The sequence below is a fragment of the Thioalkalivibrio sp. ALE25 genome (assembly GCF_000377285.1).
GTDB lineage: Bacteria > Pseudomonadota > Gammaproteobacteria > Ectothiorhodospirales > Ectothiorhodospiraceae > Thioalkalivibrio.
In genome coordinates, this window is the sequence record NZ_KB897933.1 from 163,388 (window position 1) to 180,754 (window position 17,367).

The window sequence follows — 17,367 nt, forward strand, 5'->3', positions numbered from 1 at the left end:
ATCCGTTACAGCGCCGCGGAGAGGCTGGTTGTGGCGGGGCTGGCCTCGCAACGGTTGCGTCCGTCCTGCTTGGCGCGATAGAGCGCGTCGTCGGCACGGGCGATCAGGGTCTCGGCGGTCTCGCTGGCTTGTGGGTCGCTGGCGAGGCTGGCGATGCCGACGCTGACGGTGACGGTCAGTTCGTCCGGGGCGCAGGGCGGGGCCGCCTGGTGCCCAGTCAGGGTGATCGGGGTACCGGCGATTGCGTTGCGCAGCTTGTCACCCAGGGCCATGGCCGCCTCGAGGTCGGTATGCGGGGCGATCACGACGAATTCCTCCCCGCCGAAACGCGCGGCCAGGTCGGAGCGCCGCAGTACCAGTCGCATGCGTTCGGCGAGGGTGGTCAGGATGTAGTCGCCGATCAGGTGACCGAGGCGGTCGTTGATCGGCTTGAACTGGTCGATGTCCAGCATCACCAGGGAGAGAGGCTGGCCGTAGCGCCGCGCGCGGGAGACCTCCTCTTCCAGCCGGCGATCCATGTGCCGCCGGTTGAACAGACCGGTCAGCGGGTCGGTGATGGATTCATGCTCCAGCCGCGTGACGCGGCGGATCTTTTCCACCGAGCTGTAGGTCAGGCCGACCACGGTGCAGACGAAACAGCCGCCCAGCAGGAAGATCACCGGGACCAGCAGGTCCGGCAGGCCCTGGTAGAGGCCCCAGTTCAACGGGATGTAGCCGAAATAGCCCAGGGTGAACACCGGGACCAGGAAGGCCATCATCTTCCAGCCCGTACGCACGCGGCTTTGCGGCAGTTGGCGCAGGAGCTGGGCGAGCTTCCACTGGGCGTACAGAAGGCCTGCCGCCCCCAGCACAATGGCCGTACTGGCTACCCAGTCGAGCATCCGTTTCTCCCTGCGACGCGGCCTTGCGTACGATTCGGTTTGACGTTACCACGACAGGCGGCTGCCGGGGGCGAGCCAGGTCGAAATTTCCCCCTTTTTCCTTGACCGGTCCCCTCTTCCGGCGCTACCATCCTGCGCTCGCTGTGTAGGCCCTTTTTGCGGGGACGGCTCGACGGGGTATAGCGCAGTCTGGTAGCGCGCCTGCTTTGGGAGCAGGATGTCGGGGGTTCGAATCCCTCTACCCCGACCATGGCTCCCGGCCAAGGCTTGCAGGCAGGTTCGAATCAGGCGCCATGGCCCCAATGCTCGGCGGTAACGCGCTCGTAGCTCAACCGGATAGAGCATCGGCCTTCTAAGCCGACGGTTGCAGGTTCGAGTCCTGCCGGGCGCGCCAGGGCCGCCTTCGCGAAAGTAGCTGTACAGTGACACGGTGGTGACCGTAGCTCAGTTGGTAGAGTCCCGGATTGTGACTCCGGTTGTCGTGGGTTCGAGTCCCATCGGTCACCCCATCCCCTTTTGTTCCGGGGGCCGTTAGCTCAATTGGTAGAGCAGTGGACTCTTAATCCATTGGTTGTAGGTTCGATTCCTACACGGCCCACCATTTCTTCCTCGTATCCTTGTCGTCGGTGCTGCTTGAGAAAGCGGTCTCGAGCCCGTGTGGGTGCGTGTCGGGACATCGTTCTCCCTTTTTCAGTCGCGGGGCACCTGCCTGAAACGTCCGTCTCCCGCGGTGTAGCGGTTCGAAACCGGCGCTGTGCCGGCCCGTTTCCCCGGGGTTGTCTCCATAGCGTGACGCTGCCCTCAGTCGGATCCCGGACAGCGTGATTCTCCCCCCAGATGGTCCGTGAGTGCGCTGGTAGCCTCCCTTCTCGCTTGCGGTGAACAGCGGCATCAAGGAGCCGGTGTTCGGGCCGCGATCCGATGGATGATCAGAGGGAGGCCACGAGATGGCGATACTGGATCGTAGTCTTGACAACCTGCTGCAGCTGCCGCGTGGCGCGAAGCAGGGACTGATGGTTGTGGCGGATGCCGCCATGCTGCCTCTCGCCCTGTGGCTGGCCTTCGTGATTCGCACGGGTCAGCCGCTGCCGGCGATGATGGTCGAGGCCTGGTGGCTGTTCCCGCTGGTTTCGGCGGTGGGGATCCTGGTGTTTGCCCGGCTGGGGCTCTACCGCACCGTCGTGCGCTTCATGGGGGCCCGGGCGTTTCGGGCCATCATCACCGGCGTGCTGGCGCTCGCGGTGATGGTCTGGGCGTCCACCGAGCTGACGCAGACCCCGGGGTTTTTCGGGGCCGTATCGGTGAATTTTTTCCTGCTCGCCTTCGCCCTGGTGGCCGCGGGGCGGTTTCTGGTGCGTAGCTGGTACCAGGCGGTCTCCGACGGGCGTTCGGGTAGCGAACGTGTAGTGGTCTTTGGTGCCGGCGAGGCGGGTATACAGCTGGCGTCGGGGCTGCAGTCCAGTGGGCGCTTCCGGGTGGTGGCGTTCATTGACGAGGATCCGGCCGTGCAGGGGCGTGCGATCGACGATATCCCGGTATGCGGGCCCGCGGCCCTGGAGACGCTCGTGGACCAGTGCGGGGTCGGCCGGGCCTTGCTGGCCGTGCCCTCGGCGAGTCGTGCCGACCGTCGCCGCATCCTCGAATGGCTGGAACCCTATCCCCTGCATGTCCAGTCGGTTCCTTCGCTGGAGGCCGTCGTGTCGGGGCAGGCGCCACTGGATCAGCTCGAGGACCTCGATATCGCGGATCTCCTCGGGCGTGACCCGGTCCCGCCCGACGAGGCCCTGCTGGCCCGGAGTATCCGGGGTCGAGTGGTCATGGTGACCGGCGCGGGGGGGTCGATCGGCTCCGAACTGTGCCGGCGGATCCTGAGTCTGGAGCCGGCGGCGCTGGTGCTCTTCGAGCGCAACGAGTTTGCGCTGTACCGGATCGAGCAGGAACTTGCGGAGCGCGGTTCCAGGATGCCGACGAAGGTGGCGGTCCATGCCGCGCTCGGGTCGGTTGCCAACCGGGCGCGAGTGGACGAGGTCCTGCGCGCCCACGGTGTGCAGACCCTTTATCACGCCGCTGCCTACAAGCATGTGCCGCTGGTCGAGGGCAACATACTCGAGGGCCTTCGCAACAACACGCTGGGGACCGCCACGGTCGCGGATGCCGCGATCGCCGCAGGGGTGGAACGCTTCATCCTGATCAGTACCGACAAGGCCGTGCGTCCGACCAATATTATGGGTGCGAGCAAGCGCCTGGCCGAGCTGGTGCTGCAGGATCGTGCCCGGCACCAGAACGAGACCGTGTTCTCCATGGTGCGGTTTGGCAATGTCCTCGGTTCTTCCGGCTCGGTGGTCCCGCTGTTTCACCGCCAGATCCGCGAAGGGGGGCCGGTGACCGTGACCCATCCCGAGATCACCCGCTACTTCATGTCCATCCCCGAGGCGGCGGAACTGGTGATTCAGGCCGGGGCCATGGCCGAGGGGGGCGAGGTCTATGTGCTCGATATGGGCGAACCGGTCCGAATTATCGATCTGGCACGGCGCATGATTCGCCTGCATGGCCACCAGGTCCGCGAGGACGGGGCCCCGGGGGGTGAGGGCGTGGCCATCACCTGTACCGGTCTGCGTCCCGGCGAAAAGCTTTATGAGGAGCTTCTGATCGGAGAGAACGTGGAGGCGACGGATCACGCCAAGATCATGCGCGCGCGCGAGACCTGCGTGGCGAGCGAGGTGCTGGCCCAGGCGCTCGCAGCGCTTGAGCGGGCCGACCGCGAGCGGGATGCCCGGGCCGCGTTCGAGACCGTGTGCCGTGTGGTGGATGGGTACCGGCCGGGAACCGAGGAACAAGCCAGCCACCGGGCGCCGGCACCGGCATACGCCCCCCGCCCGGTCGCCCCGACCCCGGCGCGCCCCGCCGCAGTGGCCTACGCACGAACGGTGGAGCCGGTCTCCCGGTAAGGCCGGCCTGGCCGCGCTGGGCTTTGCCCCCGCGCCGGTTGCCAACCCCGGGGGCGTGCAGGCGTCAGTAACCGGCGCTGCGATCGACCGGGGTGGCCGGGTCCATGCCCTGTACCAGCGCGCGGGCGTTGCGGACGAAGATCTCCAGGGCGCGGTCCATGTAGTGCGGCGAGGTGCCCGAGACGTGGGGCGTGACGAGGACATTCGCACGGTTCCACAGCGGCGATTCGGCCGGCAAGGGCTGTTGCTCGAAGACATCCACGGCGGCCCCGCGCAGCTGTTCCGCATCCAGCGCCCGGGTCAGGGCCTGCTGATCGACAACGCCCCCGCGCGAGATGTCCACCAGGACTGCGCCGCGCTTGAGGTACTGGAACTGGGACGGGCCGACCTGGTGCCGGGTATCGGGTGTCAGCGGCAGGCATACGACCAGGTAGTCCACCTCGGGCAGGTGTTCGTCCACCGCGTCCAGCGCGATGACCTCGTCGGCGTCCTCGTGGGGCCGCGGGTTGCGCTGCACGCCGATCACGCGCATGTCGAAGGCCCGGGCGCGTCGGGCGACCTGCGCACCGATGTGCCCCATGCCGAGCACCATCGCCGTGCGGCCGGTCAGTTCTCCGAGCCAGCAGCGTTCCCAGCGGCTTTCCCGGCTTTGTGCGTTGAAGCGGTCGAAGGACTTGGCAAAGTAGAGCATCGCGCCGATTGCGTACTCGCTCATCGGGGGGCCATGTACGCCACTGCTCTTGGTCAGCAGCAGGTCCTCCTTCGGAAAGGGCATGTCCCAGATGCGTTCCACTCCGGCCGACAGGAAATGAATCCAGCGATAACGCGCCAGGCGCTCCAGGGCCTCGGGCAGCCAGGGAAGCGTGGGGGCGATCACGGCGTCCACCGCGAGTCCTTTGGGGACGGATTCCGGCGCGGCAGCGAAGGTCAGGGTGGTGCCGGGCAGTGCCTTGTGCAGGTGAGCCTCGATGGCGGCCTGTTGTTCCCGCAGTACCTCCGGTTTCTGCAGGAACAGGATCTGGCTCAGGCGCATGCGCGACTCCGGTTGTGCAGCCGGGCCGCGAGCCGGAAGATCCGCTCGCGCACCGCGTCGCGGTTGTTGCGCAGCTGTTCCGGGCTTGCCGCGCGAAAGCGCTGTTCCGCCGCCCGCAGGCGTTCCAGTTCGTGGCGCAGCCGCGCGGCCCCCTTGGCCGGGTCGTCCTGACTGACCCCCTCGCGGAACGCCCGCGAGAGGATCACCCACTCGGACCCGAGGCGCACATGCTCCCCGAGGATGGATTCCGCCGGGATCTCCCCCTTGCCCACAGCCCCGACGCCCCCAAAGCCGAAAGCGACGCCGGCCTCGCGGCACTGGGCAGCGGGGGTCTCGAGCATGCCGCCGGCCAGCGGTTCGAACAGGAAGTCGAGACCGGAAGCCAGGCTGAGGTCGTTCAGGCCCACATGAATCTGGTCGCGCGGCCCCAGCAGCGGCAGGTAGGAAGGGAGACGAATCAGGGCCTGCGGCGTCTCCACCAGCAGGGTGACCGGCACGCGCTGGCCCACCGCATCGAGGAAGCGGGCGACCTCGTCGAGATGGGTAAACATCGGCAGCATCAGCCGGTCCGCGCCGGCCTCGATGGCCTGGCGGACCTCCGAGGGCGTTTGCGGTGCCGGCGGATTGATACGAACCATCAGCTCCGCCCTTGTTAACGCGTCGGAGAGTCGGCGGACATCGTCCAGCGTATGGCGGGCCTTGTGGGTGTCCAGGTGGCCCTGGCGCTCGGCCTTCCCCCGGGTCTCCATGTCGACAAAGATCCGTGCGATCCCGGCCGCCTCGGCCTGACGGGCGGCGTCGGCGGAGGCGGTGATGAACATGTGTTTCAGGGTCGAAGTCATTTCGTGTCCCCTTGTTGTCGGTTACGCAACGAATCGCGATACGTGCGCCAGTTGACGCCGGCCTCGCCATAGATCCCCTGGCCGGTCAGGACCACGTGGACCGTCTTCAGGATCAGGCCCAGGTCGTACAGCAGGTGGTGACGCGCGGCGTACTCGGTATCGGCCTCCAGCTGCTGGATCCAGCCCAGGGTGCGCCGGCCCCGGACCTGGGCCAGGCCGGTCAGGCCGGGACGTACATCAAATCGCGAGACGTAGGAGGGCGGGACGACCTCCACCTGCTCCGGCAGGATGGGGCGCGGGCCGACCACGCTCATGTCGCCGCGCAGGATGTTCCACAGTTGCGGCACCTCGTCGAGACTGGTGGCGCGCAGCAGGCGACCCACGCGGGTGATGCGCGGATCGATGCCGGCACTGACCACCTGCTCCTGGTGCTGGTCGATCGCGTCCGGGTCGCGATCGACCATGGTGCGGAACTTGAGCACCCGGAACGGCTGGCCGTGCAGGCCAATGCGCCGCTGGCGAAACAGCACCGGTCCGGGACTGTCCAGCCGGATCGCGGTTGCGATCAGCAACAGAAGCGGTGCCAGCGCGAGCAGGGCGCCCAGGCTGGCGAGGATGTCGAACAGCCGTTTCAGGGTCGCGTTCATGAGAGCTCCATGGATCGAAGGATGACGCGGTTGACCTGACCCACCTCGTACTTGGCTTCCACCCGCTCGCGCGAGGCCCTGGCCATGCGGGCAAGCAGGGACGGGTCATCCAGAAACCGCTGCATGGCCTCGGCCAGGGGCGCGGAGGTTCGCGGCGGGACAAGAAAGCCGTTCTCGCCATCCAGGACGGTCTCGCGGCAGCCGGGGGCATCCGTGGTGACGATCGGACGGCCCACGCTCATCGCCTCCAGCACCGAGCGCGGCGTGCCTTCGCGGTAGGAGGGCAGTACGAAGACCGAGGCCAGCTCGAGCCAGGGACGGACATCGGCAACACCGCCGGCGAACTCGACAATGCCCTCGCGCTTCCAGGCCTCGACCTGTTCGGCCGGGATCGAATGGGGCAGGTCGGGGTTGTGGGGGCCGACCACGACAAACCGGGCGTTGGGGTATTGCGCGTGCACCTGCCGGGCCGCGTCCACGAACTCGACGATGCCCTTCTCGGTCAGCAGGCGCCCGACGAACAGGAACAGCGCCTCGCCCTCGGGCAGGGGCTGGCGCGCAAAGCGCTGCACGTCCACCCCGGAGCCGTTGATCCGGACCACCCGGTCGGCATCGGGCAGGATCCGGCGGTCGAGGAAGTCCTGCAGGTCGTCCGGATTCTGGAAGAACACCCGGTCGCAGCGCGCCAGCGCGGCCCGGTACAGGCGGGAACTGATCGCGCGCAGTACCCGTGTGCGCCACGACTCGGTCGTGAAGGCATGCCCCAGGCCCGTGATCATCGCGTACACCCGCGGGACCCCGGCCCAGTGCGCGGCCAGGGAGCCGTACACCACCGGCTTGACGGTGTAGCTGAACACCGCTTCCGGGTTCAGCCGGCGGATCAGGCGAGCCAGCGCGATGGTGGTCCGCAGGTCCGCGATCGGGTTGATCCCGGTTCGGCCCAGATCGAAGGGGTAGATCGGGATGCCCAGCTCCTCGACTTCCGGGAGGTAGTCCTTGCGCGGGACGGCCGCCGCGACGGTGTGCCCTCGAGCCCGGATCTCGCGGATCAGGTCGCCCCGGTTGGCGATCAACGAGCGGGCATTGGCGGCTATGATCAAAAGATCGATGCCGCCGCGTTCGCGAGCCCGGGTTTCCGGGGCCGGTTGTGCCGTAGCGTGGCGCTGCTCGCGCAGCGAGGCTGCAACCCTTCGGTGTTCGGTTTCCTGCATGCGTTGAGCTCCTGGTTCGAGGGAGCATCGCCGTGTGGACGGGGGGCGATGGCCGGGCCTCTCGGAAGCCCGTTTTTACGAGCACAAAAGGTAAACAGGACAATGGGTTAGCGCCATGATTCGGGGCGCCTAAAGTGTGCGAGACACCCCGAAAAGACAATGGCGGATGAAAGGGATTCAGCGTTTATAGACGCAGGTCACTCGCCTCCGGCGGGAGCACCGATTTCACGTCGAAGATCACGGCTCGCTCGCGGGCGAACCTTTGCAGGCCCCGAGGGCCCAGGTCGATGAACTCGCGGTGGGGGACGGCGAGGATGATCGCGTCGTAACGGCCCGGGTCCGGTGAGTCGGGCAGGAGTTCCAGTCCGTATTCCTGACGGGCCTCGGCCGCGTCCACCCACGGATCCCAGATCTCGACCTCGGCGTGATAGCCGTGCAGGTCCTGGATGATGTCCACCACCCGGGTGTTGCGCAGATCCGGACAGTTCTCCTTGAAGGCCAGACCCAGGACCAGGATGCGCGAGCCCACGACCGGGAAGCCTTTGCGGATCATGGCCTTGACGGTGCGGTCGGCGATATGGCCGCCCATGCCGTCGTTGGTGCGCCTTCCCGCCAGGATCATCTCCGGGTGGTAGCCGGCGGCCTGGGCCTTGTGGGTCAGGTAGTACGGGTCGACGCCGATGCAGTGCCCGCCCACCAGGCCGGGCCGGAACGGCAGGAAGTTCCACTTGGTGCCGGCCGCCGCGAGCACCGCCTCGGTATCCAGGTTCAGGCGTTCGAACAGCATGGCGAGTTCGTTGATCAGGGCGATGTTTACATCGCGCTGGGTGTTCTCGATCACCTTGGCCGCTTCGGCCACGCGGATGCTGGCGGCCGGGTGGGTGCCGGCGCGGATGATGCGGCTGTACAGGGCGTTGACGAAGGCAGCGACCTCCGGGGTCGATCCGGAGGTGACCTTCACGATGTCCGGGATGCGGTGTTCCTTGTCGCCGGGATTGACCCGCTCCGGGCTGTAACCGAGGAAGAAGTCCCGGTTGAGCTCGAGGCCGGATTCCGCGGCCAGCACCGGGGCGCAGTCGTCCTCGGTGGCGCCGGGATAGACCGTGGACTCGTAGATCACCACGTCCCCCGATTTCAGGGCGCGGCCCACCGTACGGCTGGCGGCCAGCAGCGGGCCCAGGTCGGGACGCCGATGGGCATCGATCGGGGTGGGTACCGTCACGATGAATACGTTGCATTCCCGCAGGCGCTCCTTGTCCGCGGTCAGGTCCAGGTGCTCGGCGCCGGCAAGTTCCTCGCGCGAGACTTCGCGCGTCCGGTCATGCCCGCCGCGCAATTCCTCGACGCGGCCCGTGTCGATGTCGAAGCCCAGGGTGGGCAGGACACGGCCGAATTCGGCCGCCAGGGGCAGGCCGACATAACCCAGACCAATAATGGCCAGACGCGGGGCGTCCGGTGCCGCAAATTCCACCATCTTCGAATCTCCTGTGCAGGTGTGTAGCTGGGGCCCCGCGAGCGGGGCGGGTACGCGCGGGTCGCGTGCGGGCAATCAGGGCCCGGCCCGGCGCGGGCGCGGGAGGCCCGCGCTGGAGGGTTCCGGCGGGTCGGGGGCCGTCTCTTCGGCCGCCTGGTGCCCGCCGGTGAGCCGTTGCAGCCGTTCCCGGCGCCACAGGTGGCGCCCGGCCAGGCCCGCCGCCAGGGCGATGAGGATCCCGAGGAACTTGGCCCGGTGGCGGGCGGCGGTGCCGAAGTTGCTGGTGCCCCAGGCAAAAATGATCGTGAGTACGACGAAGATCACCACCAGCAGGCGGAAGTCCTGGCGTTGCCACCAGTGGTGGCGGTAGAGCGCCAGCAGCAGGACCAGGGACAAGTAGAACAGGCCCTCCAGCATGCCAACGAGATGGACCGGCGAGCGCACCTCCCACAGCGGCGGGCCAAACAGCAGATAGCCCATGCGGATCGGGGTCAGGACCAGCGCCTGTAGGTCGTTGGAGGGGATAAGGAATGACGGATAGGCGGCTCCACCGCGCGCACTGCGTTCGGCGCGCTGGTCGAGGGTCTCCGTCTGCTCCATCACATCGCCCAGCTGGCCGATGGACGAGAACCGCATGTCGTCCATCACCAGGAAACCCATGACGCCGGCCGAGCCGAGCAGGACGCCGCCGAACAGCAGGCCCGGTCGGATGCGCCCCAGATCCGCGGCGCGCAGGAATTCCCTGATCGACCAGCCGACCAGTACCACCGCGATGCCTGCGATCGCAAATACCGCCGCGCCATGCACGATCGCCGAGGCCAGCAGCACCCCGACGGCGGCCACCAGGAACCCGGTGCGCTGGCTCTGTACCCAGCGCACCAGCCACAGCACACCGAGCAGGAAAAAGGCGGTGAACCACACCTCGCGCAGCGGCACGGCGGCATTCACGATCAGGATCGGGAACAGGGCGGCAATCCAGGCGGCACGCACCGCGGCCTGGCGGTCCCAGAGCTGTTCGGCGATGCGCGCGATCAGGTAGACGGTGAGCATGCCCAGGGCGATGTTCACGGCCTGGAAGGCCAGGGGCGCGCGATCGGCGCAGGCGTAGACGTTCGCAATCAGCCAGCTGTGCAGGTAGGAGCTGCCCATGCTGAAATGATCGCCGAGATTCCCGCAGCCGCTCTGGGCCCAGAACCAGGCCCGGCGCTCGAAGCTGATCGCATCGGCGCCACCCTGGGGCAGGGGGGACAGGAAGCGCTGCACCAGGGCGGCGCCGATGCGCGCCCCGAAGGCCGCCAGTAGCGGCCACAGGTAGCCCTCGCGGGTGCGCCCGGTCCACAGCACCGCGACCAGCACCAGCATGAGAAAGCTGCCCGCCAGCAGCAGCTCCATGAAGGTGAACGGGATCGAGGTATAGCTCATGGCGAGACGGGCGCGGTATCCGTCCGGGCCCCCAGAAACAGGTCCTGGTAGCGCGCGCTCACGGCATCCAGGGCGTAATGCGCCTGCATGCGTTCACGCGCCGCGCCCCCCAGTTCGCGCAGGCGCTCACGCCCCTGATCTGCGGCCTGGCCAATGGCAGCGGCCAGATCCGCAGGCTCCGGGCTCGCGGAGACAAAACCGGTTTCCCCGACGACCGTGGCGGCATCGCCGATATCCGTGACCACGGCGGGTACGCCGCAGGCCATGGCTTCGCCCACGACGTTGGGGAATCCCTCGCCCCAGCGCGAGGGCAGCACCAGCAGATCCAGGCCCGGGTAGAGGGCCTCGGGTTCGGGGGTCGACGGAAGCAGCGTGATATGCCGGTTCATCCCGTGCTGGCGGATGGCCTGGGTCAGGGGGTGGTCGTCCGCGGAGACGCGGGTACCGACCATCACGCAGTGCACGTCCATTCCGGCCCGGACCAGGTGGGCCAGGGCCGCCACCAGCCCGACATGGTTCTTCATCGGATGGGCGCGCCCCACCATGCCCAGCAGCCAGGGCTGCGCGCCGATACCCAGTTGCGCGCGCAGCCCCCCGGGGGCCTCCGGGTCCGGACGGAAACGTTCCAGATCAAAGCCATTCGGCAGCACCACGCGCCGCGCCGCGGAAAACCCCAGGGCCTCGTGCTGCGCGGCCGCGGTCGCGCTGTTGTAGACGATGCGTGCCGGATACCGCGATAGCCATGCGCCGGTACGGATGACCCAGCGGGTCCCGCGTTTCTCGTGTGCCAGGTCGTGGATCGAGTGGCGCACGTTCCACAACACCGGGCCCCGGTGGCCCAGACGCCGGGTCAGCGACGCGGCCAGATTGCCGTGGTACATCCAGCCCATCACGCCATCGGGCTGATAGGCGGCCAGTGCCCGGCGCAGCGCCGCGATCCATCCCGGGGACAGGGGATTGCGCAGGCCGCCGGTATATACCGGAACACCGTGCGCGCGGATATCGCCGGCCATCACGCCGGGCTCCTTGAGCGCGAACACCGCGCCGGACTCCGGCGCGGCCCGCAGCAGGTTCCCCAGCTGGCGTTCCGCGCCGCCCTGACCGAGCCCGTTGATCACATGCAGGATCCTCACGGCCGGTTCTCCGACAGCTCGCTGACCACATGCAGGTGTTTCCCGCTGGGGGATGGCGGGATCGTGTCGACGCGGTCGATGGCGAGTCGCGTCTGTGCGCCGAGGTGTTCGCGGATCACGGGTTCCAGGCGCCGGTGCAGGGCCCGTTCGCGCGTGCTATCGGTGGCGCTGTCGACCGGGACGAGGCGCAGCCGGATGTGGTCCTCGGCGTGCTGGACCCACTGGTACTGCCCGATCCAGTCTTCCGGGTACAGCAACTGGCGCAGCCACCCGCCGAAGACCACCGCGCCATTGGCGCCGCAAATGTGGTCGGTCACGCGCCCCCATACGCCCTCGAGCAAGGGCCACTCCCGGCCGCAGTCGCAGGGCTCGCCGGCCCAGCTCGCCAGATCGCCGATCGCGTAGCGCAGCAGGGGCATGCTGTGGTTGGTGAGTGAGGTCACGACAACCCGCCCCGGGGTGCCGGGTGGCACCGGGCGGCCCTGGTCGTCCAGGATCTCGAGGTACTGTGTCAGGGGGTTCACGTGCAGGCCCCGGTGACGCTCGCATTCGCAGGCCATGTCACCGACCTCGCGCGAGCCGTAACGGTTGAACACCGGGGCCTCGAAGGCCCTCTCGATGGTCTCGCGCATATCGGGGAACAGCGTGCCGGCCGAACTCAGTACGCTACCGATCCCCTGGACACGGATACCCCGATGCAGGGCATGCCGCGCCAGTTCGTGGCCACTCTCCGCATAGATCTGGAGCTGGGCAGGCGGCGCCGCGCGCAGCGCCTCGAGGTGCGCGTCCAGCGTCGCCGGATCCATGCGGTAGGCGTTGAGCAGGGTCCGGTTTTTCAGGCGTTCGGCCAGGCGGCGCGCGCCGCCCCCCGCGCCCAGATCACGCGAAGCGGCCCACAGCACGGCCTTGTGCTGTCCCGGGCGGTAGCCAGTCCAGCCGTCGAACAGGGCCTTGGTGGCGCGACCCCAGCGGCGATAGGCGGTGTCCTGATAGAACGTGGCGGGCTCGCCGGTCGATCCCCCCGAGGTGTTGCGCCGCAGCCCGGGCCGCGGCCGCTGCGAATGCAGGCGCGCGCCTTCGCGGCGGATCGTGTCCTTGTCCAGGATGGGGAGCGACAGCAGGCTGGCCACCGGATCGGCCGCAATGGTGTCCGCATCCGGCAGGATTTCGCGGTAGTACGGCACGTCGTCGCGTGCCTGGAGCAGCAGGCGTGCAAGCCGCTCGGCCTGCAGGCGCTGCAGGGCGGGCAGGGACAGCCGCTCGGCCCGGCGCAGCGCGGCAAACTCGCGCGGCCCGGACAGCCAGGGGAGAAGGGCACCAAAGGCGAGGGACATGATGTTCGCGTCTCAGGCGCCGGCCGCGCGCATCGAGCGCAGGCCGGAGCGGGCTCGGCGGGCAAGGTCCAGGATCGGGCCCAGACGCGAATACTGGATCCTGCGCCGCGACTCGCGCGAGAAGCGACAGGGCTGGCAGTGGCCACAGGGGCGACCCAGGATCGGCGAGTGGCAGAACCAGGATTGTTCGAGCAGGGGCAGGAAGCCCTTGGCCTCGGCGTCGAACTTCATCGCCTCCTTGGTGACCGACAGCAGGGGAAAGCGGTAGTACTGGAACAGCTCCCAGGCGAAGTCGTCCTCGCGGAAGCGGAAGTCCCCGTATTGCGGGTTGCGGAACAAACGTTCCTGCAACTCGGTTCCGGCCTCGTGTCCGGTCAGCGACAGCTCCAGGTCTCGCAGGTCTTCCTGGGCGCACAGCCGCGCCAGCCAGTCGTACTGCGTACCGACATGCACCTCGCTGGCCAGGCGGTGATAGAGCCCGGTGATCTCCGGGTCCTCGAGGATGTCACTGCGCAGGTAGACCCGCACCGGCGCGACGCGTCCGCGGGTCTCGGTGCGGGCTTCGATGCCCGCGCGAATCTTCGCCATTGCCCGCAGCTCGTAGACATAGGACTTCCGGCGCGGATCCAGCACATAGACGGGTTGTACCCTCCGGCCCTGATACAGGGCCAGATCCAGCAGGCGGTAGCTGGAGTCCCAGCCGCCGGTCCACAGCAGTTTGGTCGGGTTCATGTCGCTCTCCTGATGGCGGTGGCGGATCAGCGCGGATAGCCGCGCGGGACCGAGGGCAACAGCGGCCCGAAGCAGGACTCGTTGCGCGACCAGGCCACCTGTTCCGCGTTCCATTCGAGGATCACGGGTTCACCACTGGCCTGGATGCAGACATCCCAGCCAATGAAGCGCAGATAGGGGATGCGGCGATGGGCGTTCAGGCACAGCTCGCGCACGGCGGCAAAGTCCGGGATTCGCAGGCCCTTCACATCCACCCCGCTGTCGGGGTGGACCGAGCCGATGCTGACGCAGACCGGATCCCGCAGGTGGCCGTCCAGCCAGCCATCGCCGTCGACGCCGACGAAATAGCCTCCGGTGGAGACGTTGTCGGTGCGCTGTCCCTCGCGCCCGAGGCGGAGGAACTGGTTGAGGATGCGCAGTTCGCCGGACTCCGGATCGAGAAAGGTCAGCACCCGCAGGGTGTTGACCGAACTGGCATTGATGCGCGCGATGTCCGGGTGCTGCTCGATCAGGGGCTGCACGATGCAGTTGCCGGGGATCTGCGCGAGTTCCTCGCCGACTCGGTTGGCGGGCGCAAAGGTCACGCCAAGGCCCTGGCGTCCCTCGTCCGGCTTGAGCACGTAGGTCCTGCCGGCTTCGAGTCGGTCCAGGGCCGCTGCCAGTGATTCCGGTGTACCCCGGGCATCCAGGTACTGCCCCCCCACGCGTACGAAGACCGGCGGCACGACGCTGTCCGGAAACAGGCGCGAGTCCATGGTCTTGAGCCCGCTCAGGCGACGGATGTCCTGGCGGTTCCAGAGCGGATTGAGGTGCTCGGTGTAGTAGTCGTCGCCGATCCAGCCCTCGACGAACTCGCGGCGGACTTCGGTATAGGCCGCCAGCCATGGCCACCAGGACTCGTGGCCGTAGGTCCGGGCGGCGTAGCGCTTGATCCGTTGCAGGACCGTTCGGGTTACCACGGACTCGCCGTGTGCCCGGATCAGTTTCTCGCGCCACTGGGTCGCGATCTTGCGTGACTTCTGCAGGTGGCGCAGGTGGACCGCCCGCGCGATGGTCTGCGCGATGCGCCCGCTGTTCTTGATCTGCAGGGGCTGGGACTGGATGTGTGTCACAGGCTGTTCCTCGATTCGCCGCGATGCCATGGGTCTAGCCATGCGTGCCGGAGGCGGCGGGAGTGGGAATGGATCGGGCCGGCGCCGTGCCGGTTTCGGACTCGGACTCGGAGTCCGAGTCGGTGACGAGGTCGTCGAAGCGGCCCACGGCAGTAAACGACCCGCGCTCCAGAAGGGCGACCTGATCGCAGGCGCGAACCGTGCTGAGGCGATGCGCAATCAGGATGATGGTCTTGCTCCGGGCCAGGGACTCGATCGCCTCCATCACGGCGCGCTCGGTGGCGTTGTCGAGGGCGCTGGTCGCCTCGTCGAAGACCAGGACGTCGGGATCGTGATAGAGCGCCCGGGCGATGCCGATGCGCTGGCGCTGGCCGCCGGACAGGCGCACGCCGCGCTCGCCGACCATGGTCGCGTATTGCTCCGGCATGTCGTGGACGATGAACTCGTGGACCTGCGCCATGCGCGCGCAGCGCTCGACCTGGTCATGGTCGATCCGTGCGGCGGGGATCCCCAGCGCGATGTTTTCGGCGACGGTCGAGTCGGTGAGGAAGATGTCCTGGGGCACGTAGCCCAGGGACTGCTGCCAGGCACGGAGGTTGGCATCCGTGACTGGCTGGCCATCCACCAGGATGTCGCCTTGTGTCGGCCGCAGCAGTCCCAGCAGCACGTCGACCAGCGTGGTCTTGCCGGATCCGGTGGTGCCGATGATCCCGACCGAACTGCCGACCGGGATCTCCAGGTCGATGGCCTGCAGCGCCGGGCGGTGGCCACCGGGGTAGGTGTAGTCGATGCCCTTGAGCTGAATCGACTCGCGCGGGGACAGGGGTTGCGGGGCTTGGCGATGCAGTTCCGCCAGCGCCTCGCGCTCGCGCAGGTCGTCGGTGACGCTCTCCACGGCGGCGGCGCCGAAGCGCAGCTTGGCGAGGCCCGCGTAGATGTGCTGCGCGGCGGGCAGCAGGCGGTAGCCGGCAAAGGCATACAGGCCGAGGATCGGCAGGATCTCGCCGAGCGAGTCGGTTCCGGTCCCGCCCTGGGTGTGCAGCAGGATCAGGGTCAGCGCGATGATGCCACCGAAGCCGATCGCCTCGATGAGGAATTTCGGGACCTGGGCGATGGTCTGGTTGGTGGCCTGATGCCGGGCCTGGCGCCTGGAGGGCGCGTCGAAGCGTGCCAGGTAGGCGTGTTCGCGACCCAGCAGCTTGATGTCCTTGATGCCGCCCAGGGCCTCGCCGGCGGCGGTGAAGCGTTCCTTGTTGGCGCGCGAACGGTCGCGCCCGATGCGCCCCAGCAGTCCCCGCACCAAGAGAAAGATCGTGCCGTAAACGCCACCGATCACCACGGCGACGCCCAGCGCCAGCCAGGGGTCCACGATGACCAGCAGGGTCACGATAGCGAAGGTCACGACCAGGTAGGCGATCATCGTGATCCCGGGGCGGAAGACGTTCAGCACCAGCTGGTCGACCTCCGACAGGATGCTCTTGGCCATGTCGCCGCTGTGGCGGTTGAGGAAGAACGCATACGGCTGACGCAAGTAGGTCTCCAGCAGGCGCTTCCCCAGGCTGTGGCGGCGCATCTCGATGAAGCGGTTCATCGCGAAGTGCGTCAGGGTGCGAAAGATCGCCGAGAACAGGATCAGCCCGAACGCGGCAGCCCCCAGGGCAAAGATGAAGGCATCCACCGAGGTGAAACCCAGGCGGGTGTAGAGCAGGTTGAGCACCGGGTTGGTGTCGACCAGCTCCGGGTTGCCGAGCACGGACAGAAACGGCATCACGGAGGCGACGCCGGCGGTTTCCAGCATCGCCATGACCATCATCATGCCGAGCACCAGTGCCCCGCGGCGTTTCTCTGCCGGCGTGAGCAGTTGCAGGGTCTTGCGGTAGACGCCCATCAGGCGGCCGCCCGGTAATACCCCAGATACCAGTCCACGAACCGGGCGATACCGTCTTCCACGCGGGTGGCCGGGGCATAGCCCACATCCACGCGCAGGGCCTCGACATCGGCATAGGTGTCCGGCACGTCCCCCGGCTGCAGCGGCAGGAGGTTCTTTTCGGCCTTCCGGCCCAGACAGTCCTCCAGCACCTCGATGTAGCGCATCAGCTCCACCGGCTCGTGGTTGCCGATGTTGTAGAGCCGATAGGGCGCGGCACTGGTGGCGGAATCCGGCTCGGCCCCGCTCCACTCGGGGTTGCGCGGCGCCACGTGATCCAGGGTGCGGATCACGCCCTCGACGATGTCGTCGATATAGGTGAAGTCGCGCCGGTGGTGCCCGTAGTTGAAGACGTCGATCGGCTCGCCCGCCAGGATCTTCTTCGTGAACAGGAACAGCGCCATGTCCGGGCGGCCCCAGGGGCCGTAGACGGTGAAGAAGCGCAGGCCCGTCACCGGCAGGTCGTAGAGGTGGCTGTAGGTGTGCGCCATCAGCTCGTTGGCCTTCTTGCTCGCGGCGTAGAGGCTCAGCGGGTGATCGACGTTGTCGTGCACCGAGAACGGCATGGTGGTGTTGGCGCCATAGACCGAACTGGAGCTGGCGTAGACCAGGTGCTCCACGCCGTTGTGGCGGCAGCCCTCCAGGATGTTGCCGAAGCCGACCAGGTTGGT

At 67.8% G+C, this 17,367-nt stretch carries 14 protein-coding genes and 4 tRNA genes; 5 read left to right on the top strand and 13 right to left on the bottom strand.

The features are described 5' to 3' along the window. Nucleotides 1–5 precede the first annotated feature (5 nt). A complete protein-coding gene (locus C996_RS0109695) occupies nucleotides 6–881 on the bottom strand; it encodes a GGDEF domain-containing protein (RefSeq protein ID WP_018867252.1) in 876 nt (291 codons plus the stop codon). Between the two features lie 173 nt (nucleotides 882–1,054). On the opposite strand from C996_RS0109695, the gene C996_RS0109700 reads away from it, so the two are divergent. From C996_RS0109700 to C996_RS0109720, 5 genes are all read left to right on the top strand, one after another. Next, a tRNA-Pro gene (locus tag C996_RS0109700) sits at nucleotides 1,055–1,131 on the top strand. A gap of 67 nt (nucleotides 1,132–1,198) precedes the next feature. After that, nucleotides 1,199–1,275 (top strand) — tRNA-Arg (locus tag C996_RS0109705). A gap of 39 nt (nucleotides 1,276–1,314) precedes the next feature. Further along, a tRNA-His gene (locus C996_RS0109710) sits at nucleotides 1,315–1,390 on the top strand. 16 nt (nucleotides 1,391–1,406) lie between these two features. Continuing rightward, nucleotides 1,407–1,482 (top strand) — tRNA-Lys (locus C996_RS0109715). A 346-nt stretch (nucleotides 1,483–1,828) separates the two neighbouring features. Then, the gene (locus C996_RS0109720) at nucleotides 1,829–3,829 is read left to right on the top strand and encodes a nucleoside-diphosphate sugar epimerase/dehydratase (protein WP_018867253.1); all 2,001 of its coding nucleotides are present in this window, start codon (nucleotides 1,829–1,831) and stop codon (nucleotides 3,827–3,829) included. Nucleotides 3,830–3,893: 64 nt separating this feature from the next. Here the strand turns inward: C996_RS0109720 and C996_RS0109725 are convergent, their stop codons facing one another. The 12 genes from C996_RS0109725 to C996_RS0109780 all read right to left on the bottom strand — a co-directional run. Further along, the gene (locus tag C996_RS0109725; RefSeq protein WP_018867254.1) at nucleotides 3,894–4,862 is read right to left on the bottom strand and encodes a D-2-hydroxyacid dehydrogenase; all 969 of its coding nucleotides are present in this window, start codon (nucleotides 4,860–4,862) and stop codon (nucleotides 3,894–3,896) included. Then, on the bottom strand, nucleotides 4,853–5,704 hold the full coding sequence (locus C996_RS0109730; RefSeq protein WP_018867255.1) for an aldolase/citrate lyase family protein: 852 nt from the start codon (nucleotides 5,702–5,704) through the stop codon (nucleotides 4,853–4,855). The genes C996_RS0109725 and C996_RS0109730 overlap by 10 nt, the downstream gene beginning before the upstream one ends. Next, complete coding sequence (locus tag C996_RS0109735) at nucleotides 5,701–6,351, bottom strand: sugar transferase (protein WP_018867256.1); 651 nt, start codon at nucleotides 6,349–6,351, stop codon at nucleotides 5,701–5,703. The genes C996_RS0109730 and C996_RS0109735 overlap by 4 nt, the downstream gene beginning before the upstream one ends. Then, the gene (locus C996_RS0109740) at nucleotides 6,348–7,562 is read right to left on the bottom strand and encodes a glycosyltransferase family 4 protein (protein WP_018867257.1); all 1,215 of its coding nucleotides are present in this window, start codon (nucleotides 7,560–7,562) and stop codon (nucleotides 6,348–6,350) included. Before C996_RS0109740 ends, C996_RS0109735 begins: the two co-directional genes overlap by 4 nt. A gap of 184 nt (nucleotides 7,563–7,746) precedes the next feature. Continuing rightward, nucleotides 7,747–9,036: a nucleotide sugar dehydrogenase gene (locus C996_RS0109745; protein ID WP_018867258.1), complete on the bottom strand. Its 1,290-nt coding sequence runs from the start codon at nucleotides 9,034–9,036 to the stop codon at nucleotides 7,747–7,749. Between the two features lie 75 nt (nucleotides 9,037–9,111). After that, nucleotides 9,112–10,458, bottom strand: a complete 1,347-nt coding sequence (locus C996_RS0109750) for a glycosyltransferase family 39 protein (RefSeq protein WP_018867259.1) — start codon at nucleotides 10,456–10,458, stop codon at nucleotides 9,112–9,114. Beyond that, entirely contained in the window at nucleotides 10,455–11,591 is a 1,137-nt protein-coding gene (locus C996_RS0109755; protein ID WP_018867260.1) for a glycosyltransferase, read from the bottom strand. Before C996_RS0109755 ends, C996_RS0109750 begins: the two co-directional genes overlap by 4 nt. Then, nucleotides 11,588–12,925: a phenylacetate--CoA ligase family protein gene (locus C996_RS0109760; protein ID WP_018867261.1), complete on the bottom strand. Its 1,338-nt coding sequence runs from the start codon at nucleotides 12,923–12,925 to the stop codon at nucleotides 11,588–11,590. Before C996_RS0109760 ends, C996_RS0109755 begins: the two co-directional genes overlap by 4 nt. A 12-nt stretch (nucleotides 12,926–12,937) precedes the next feature. Further along, nucleotides 12,938–13,657, bottom strand: a complete 720-nt coding sequence (locus tag C996_RS0109765; RefSeq protein WP_018867262.1) for a hypothetical protein — start codon at nucleotides 13,655–13,657, stop codon at nucleotides 12,938–12,940. Nucleotides 13,658–13,683: 26 nt separating this feature from the next. Next, entirely contained in the window at nucleotides 13,684–14,769 is a 1,086-nt protein-coding gene (locus C996_RS0109770; protein ID WP_018867263.1) for a sugar-transfer associated ATP-grasp domain-containing protein, read from the bottom strand. Nucleotides 14,770–14,803: 34 nt separating this feature from the next. Then, nucleotides 14,804–16,657, bottom strand: coding sequence for an ABC transporter ATP-binding protein (locus C996_RS0109775; RefSeq protein WP_018867264.1), 1,854 nt, complete (start codon nucleotides 16,655–16,657; stop codon nucleotides 14,804–14,806). After that, the coding region (locus tag C996_RS0109780) for an NAD-dependent epimerase/dehydratase family protein (RefSeq protein WP_018867265.1) at nucleotides 16,657–17,367 on the bottom strand (711 nt) is incomplete at its 5' end. The genes C996_RS0109775 and C996_RS0109780, both read right to left, overlap by 1 nt.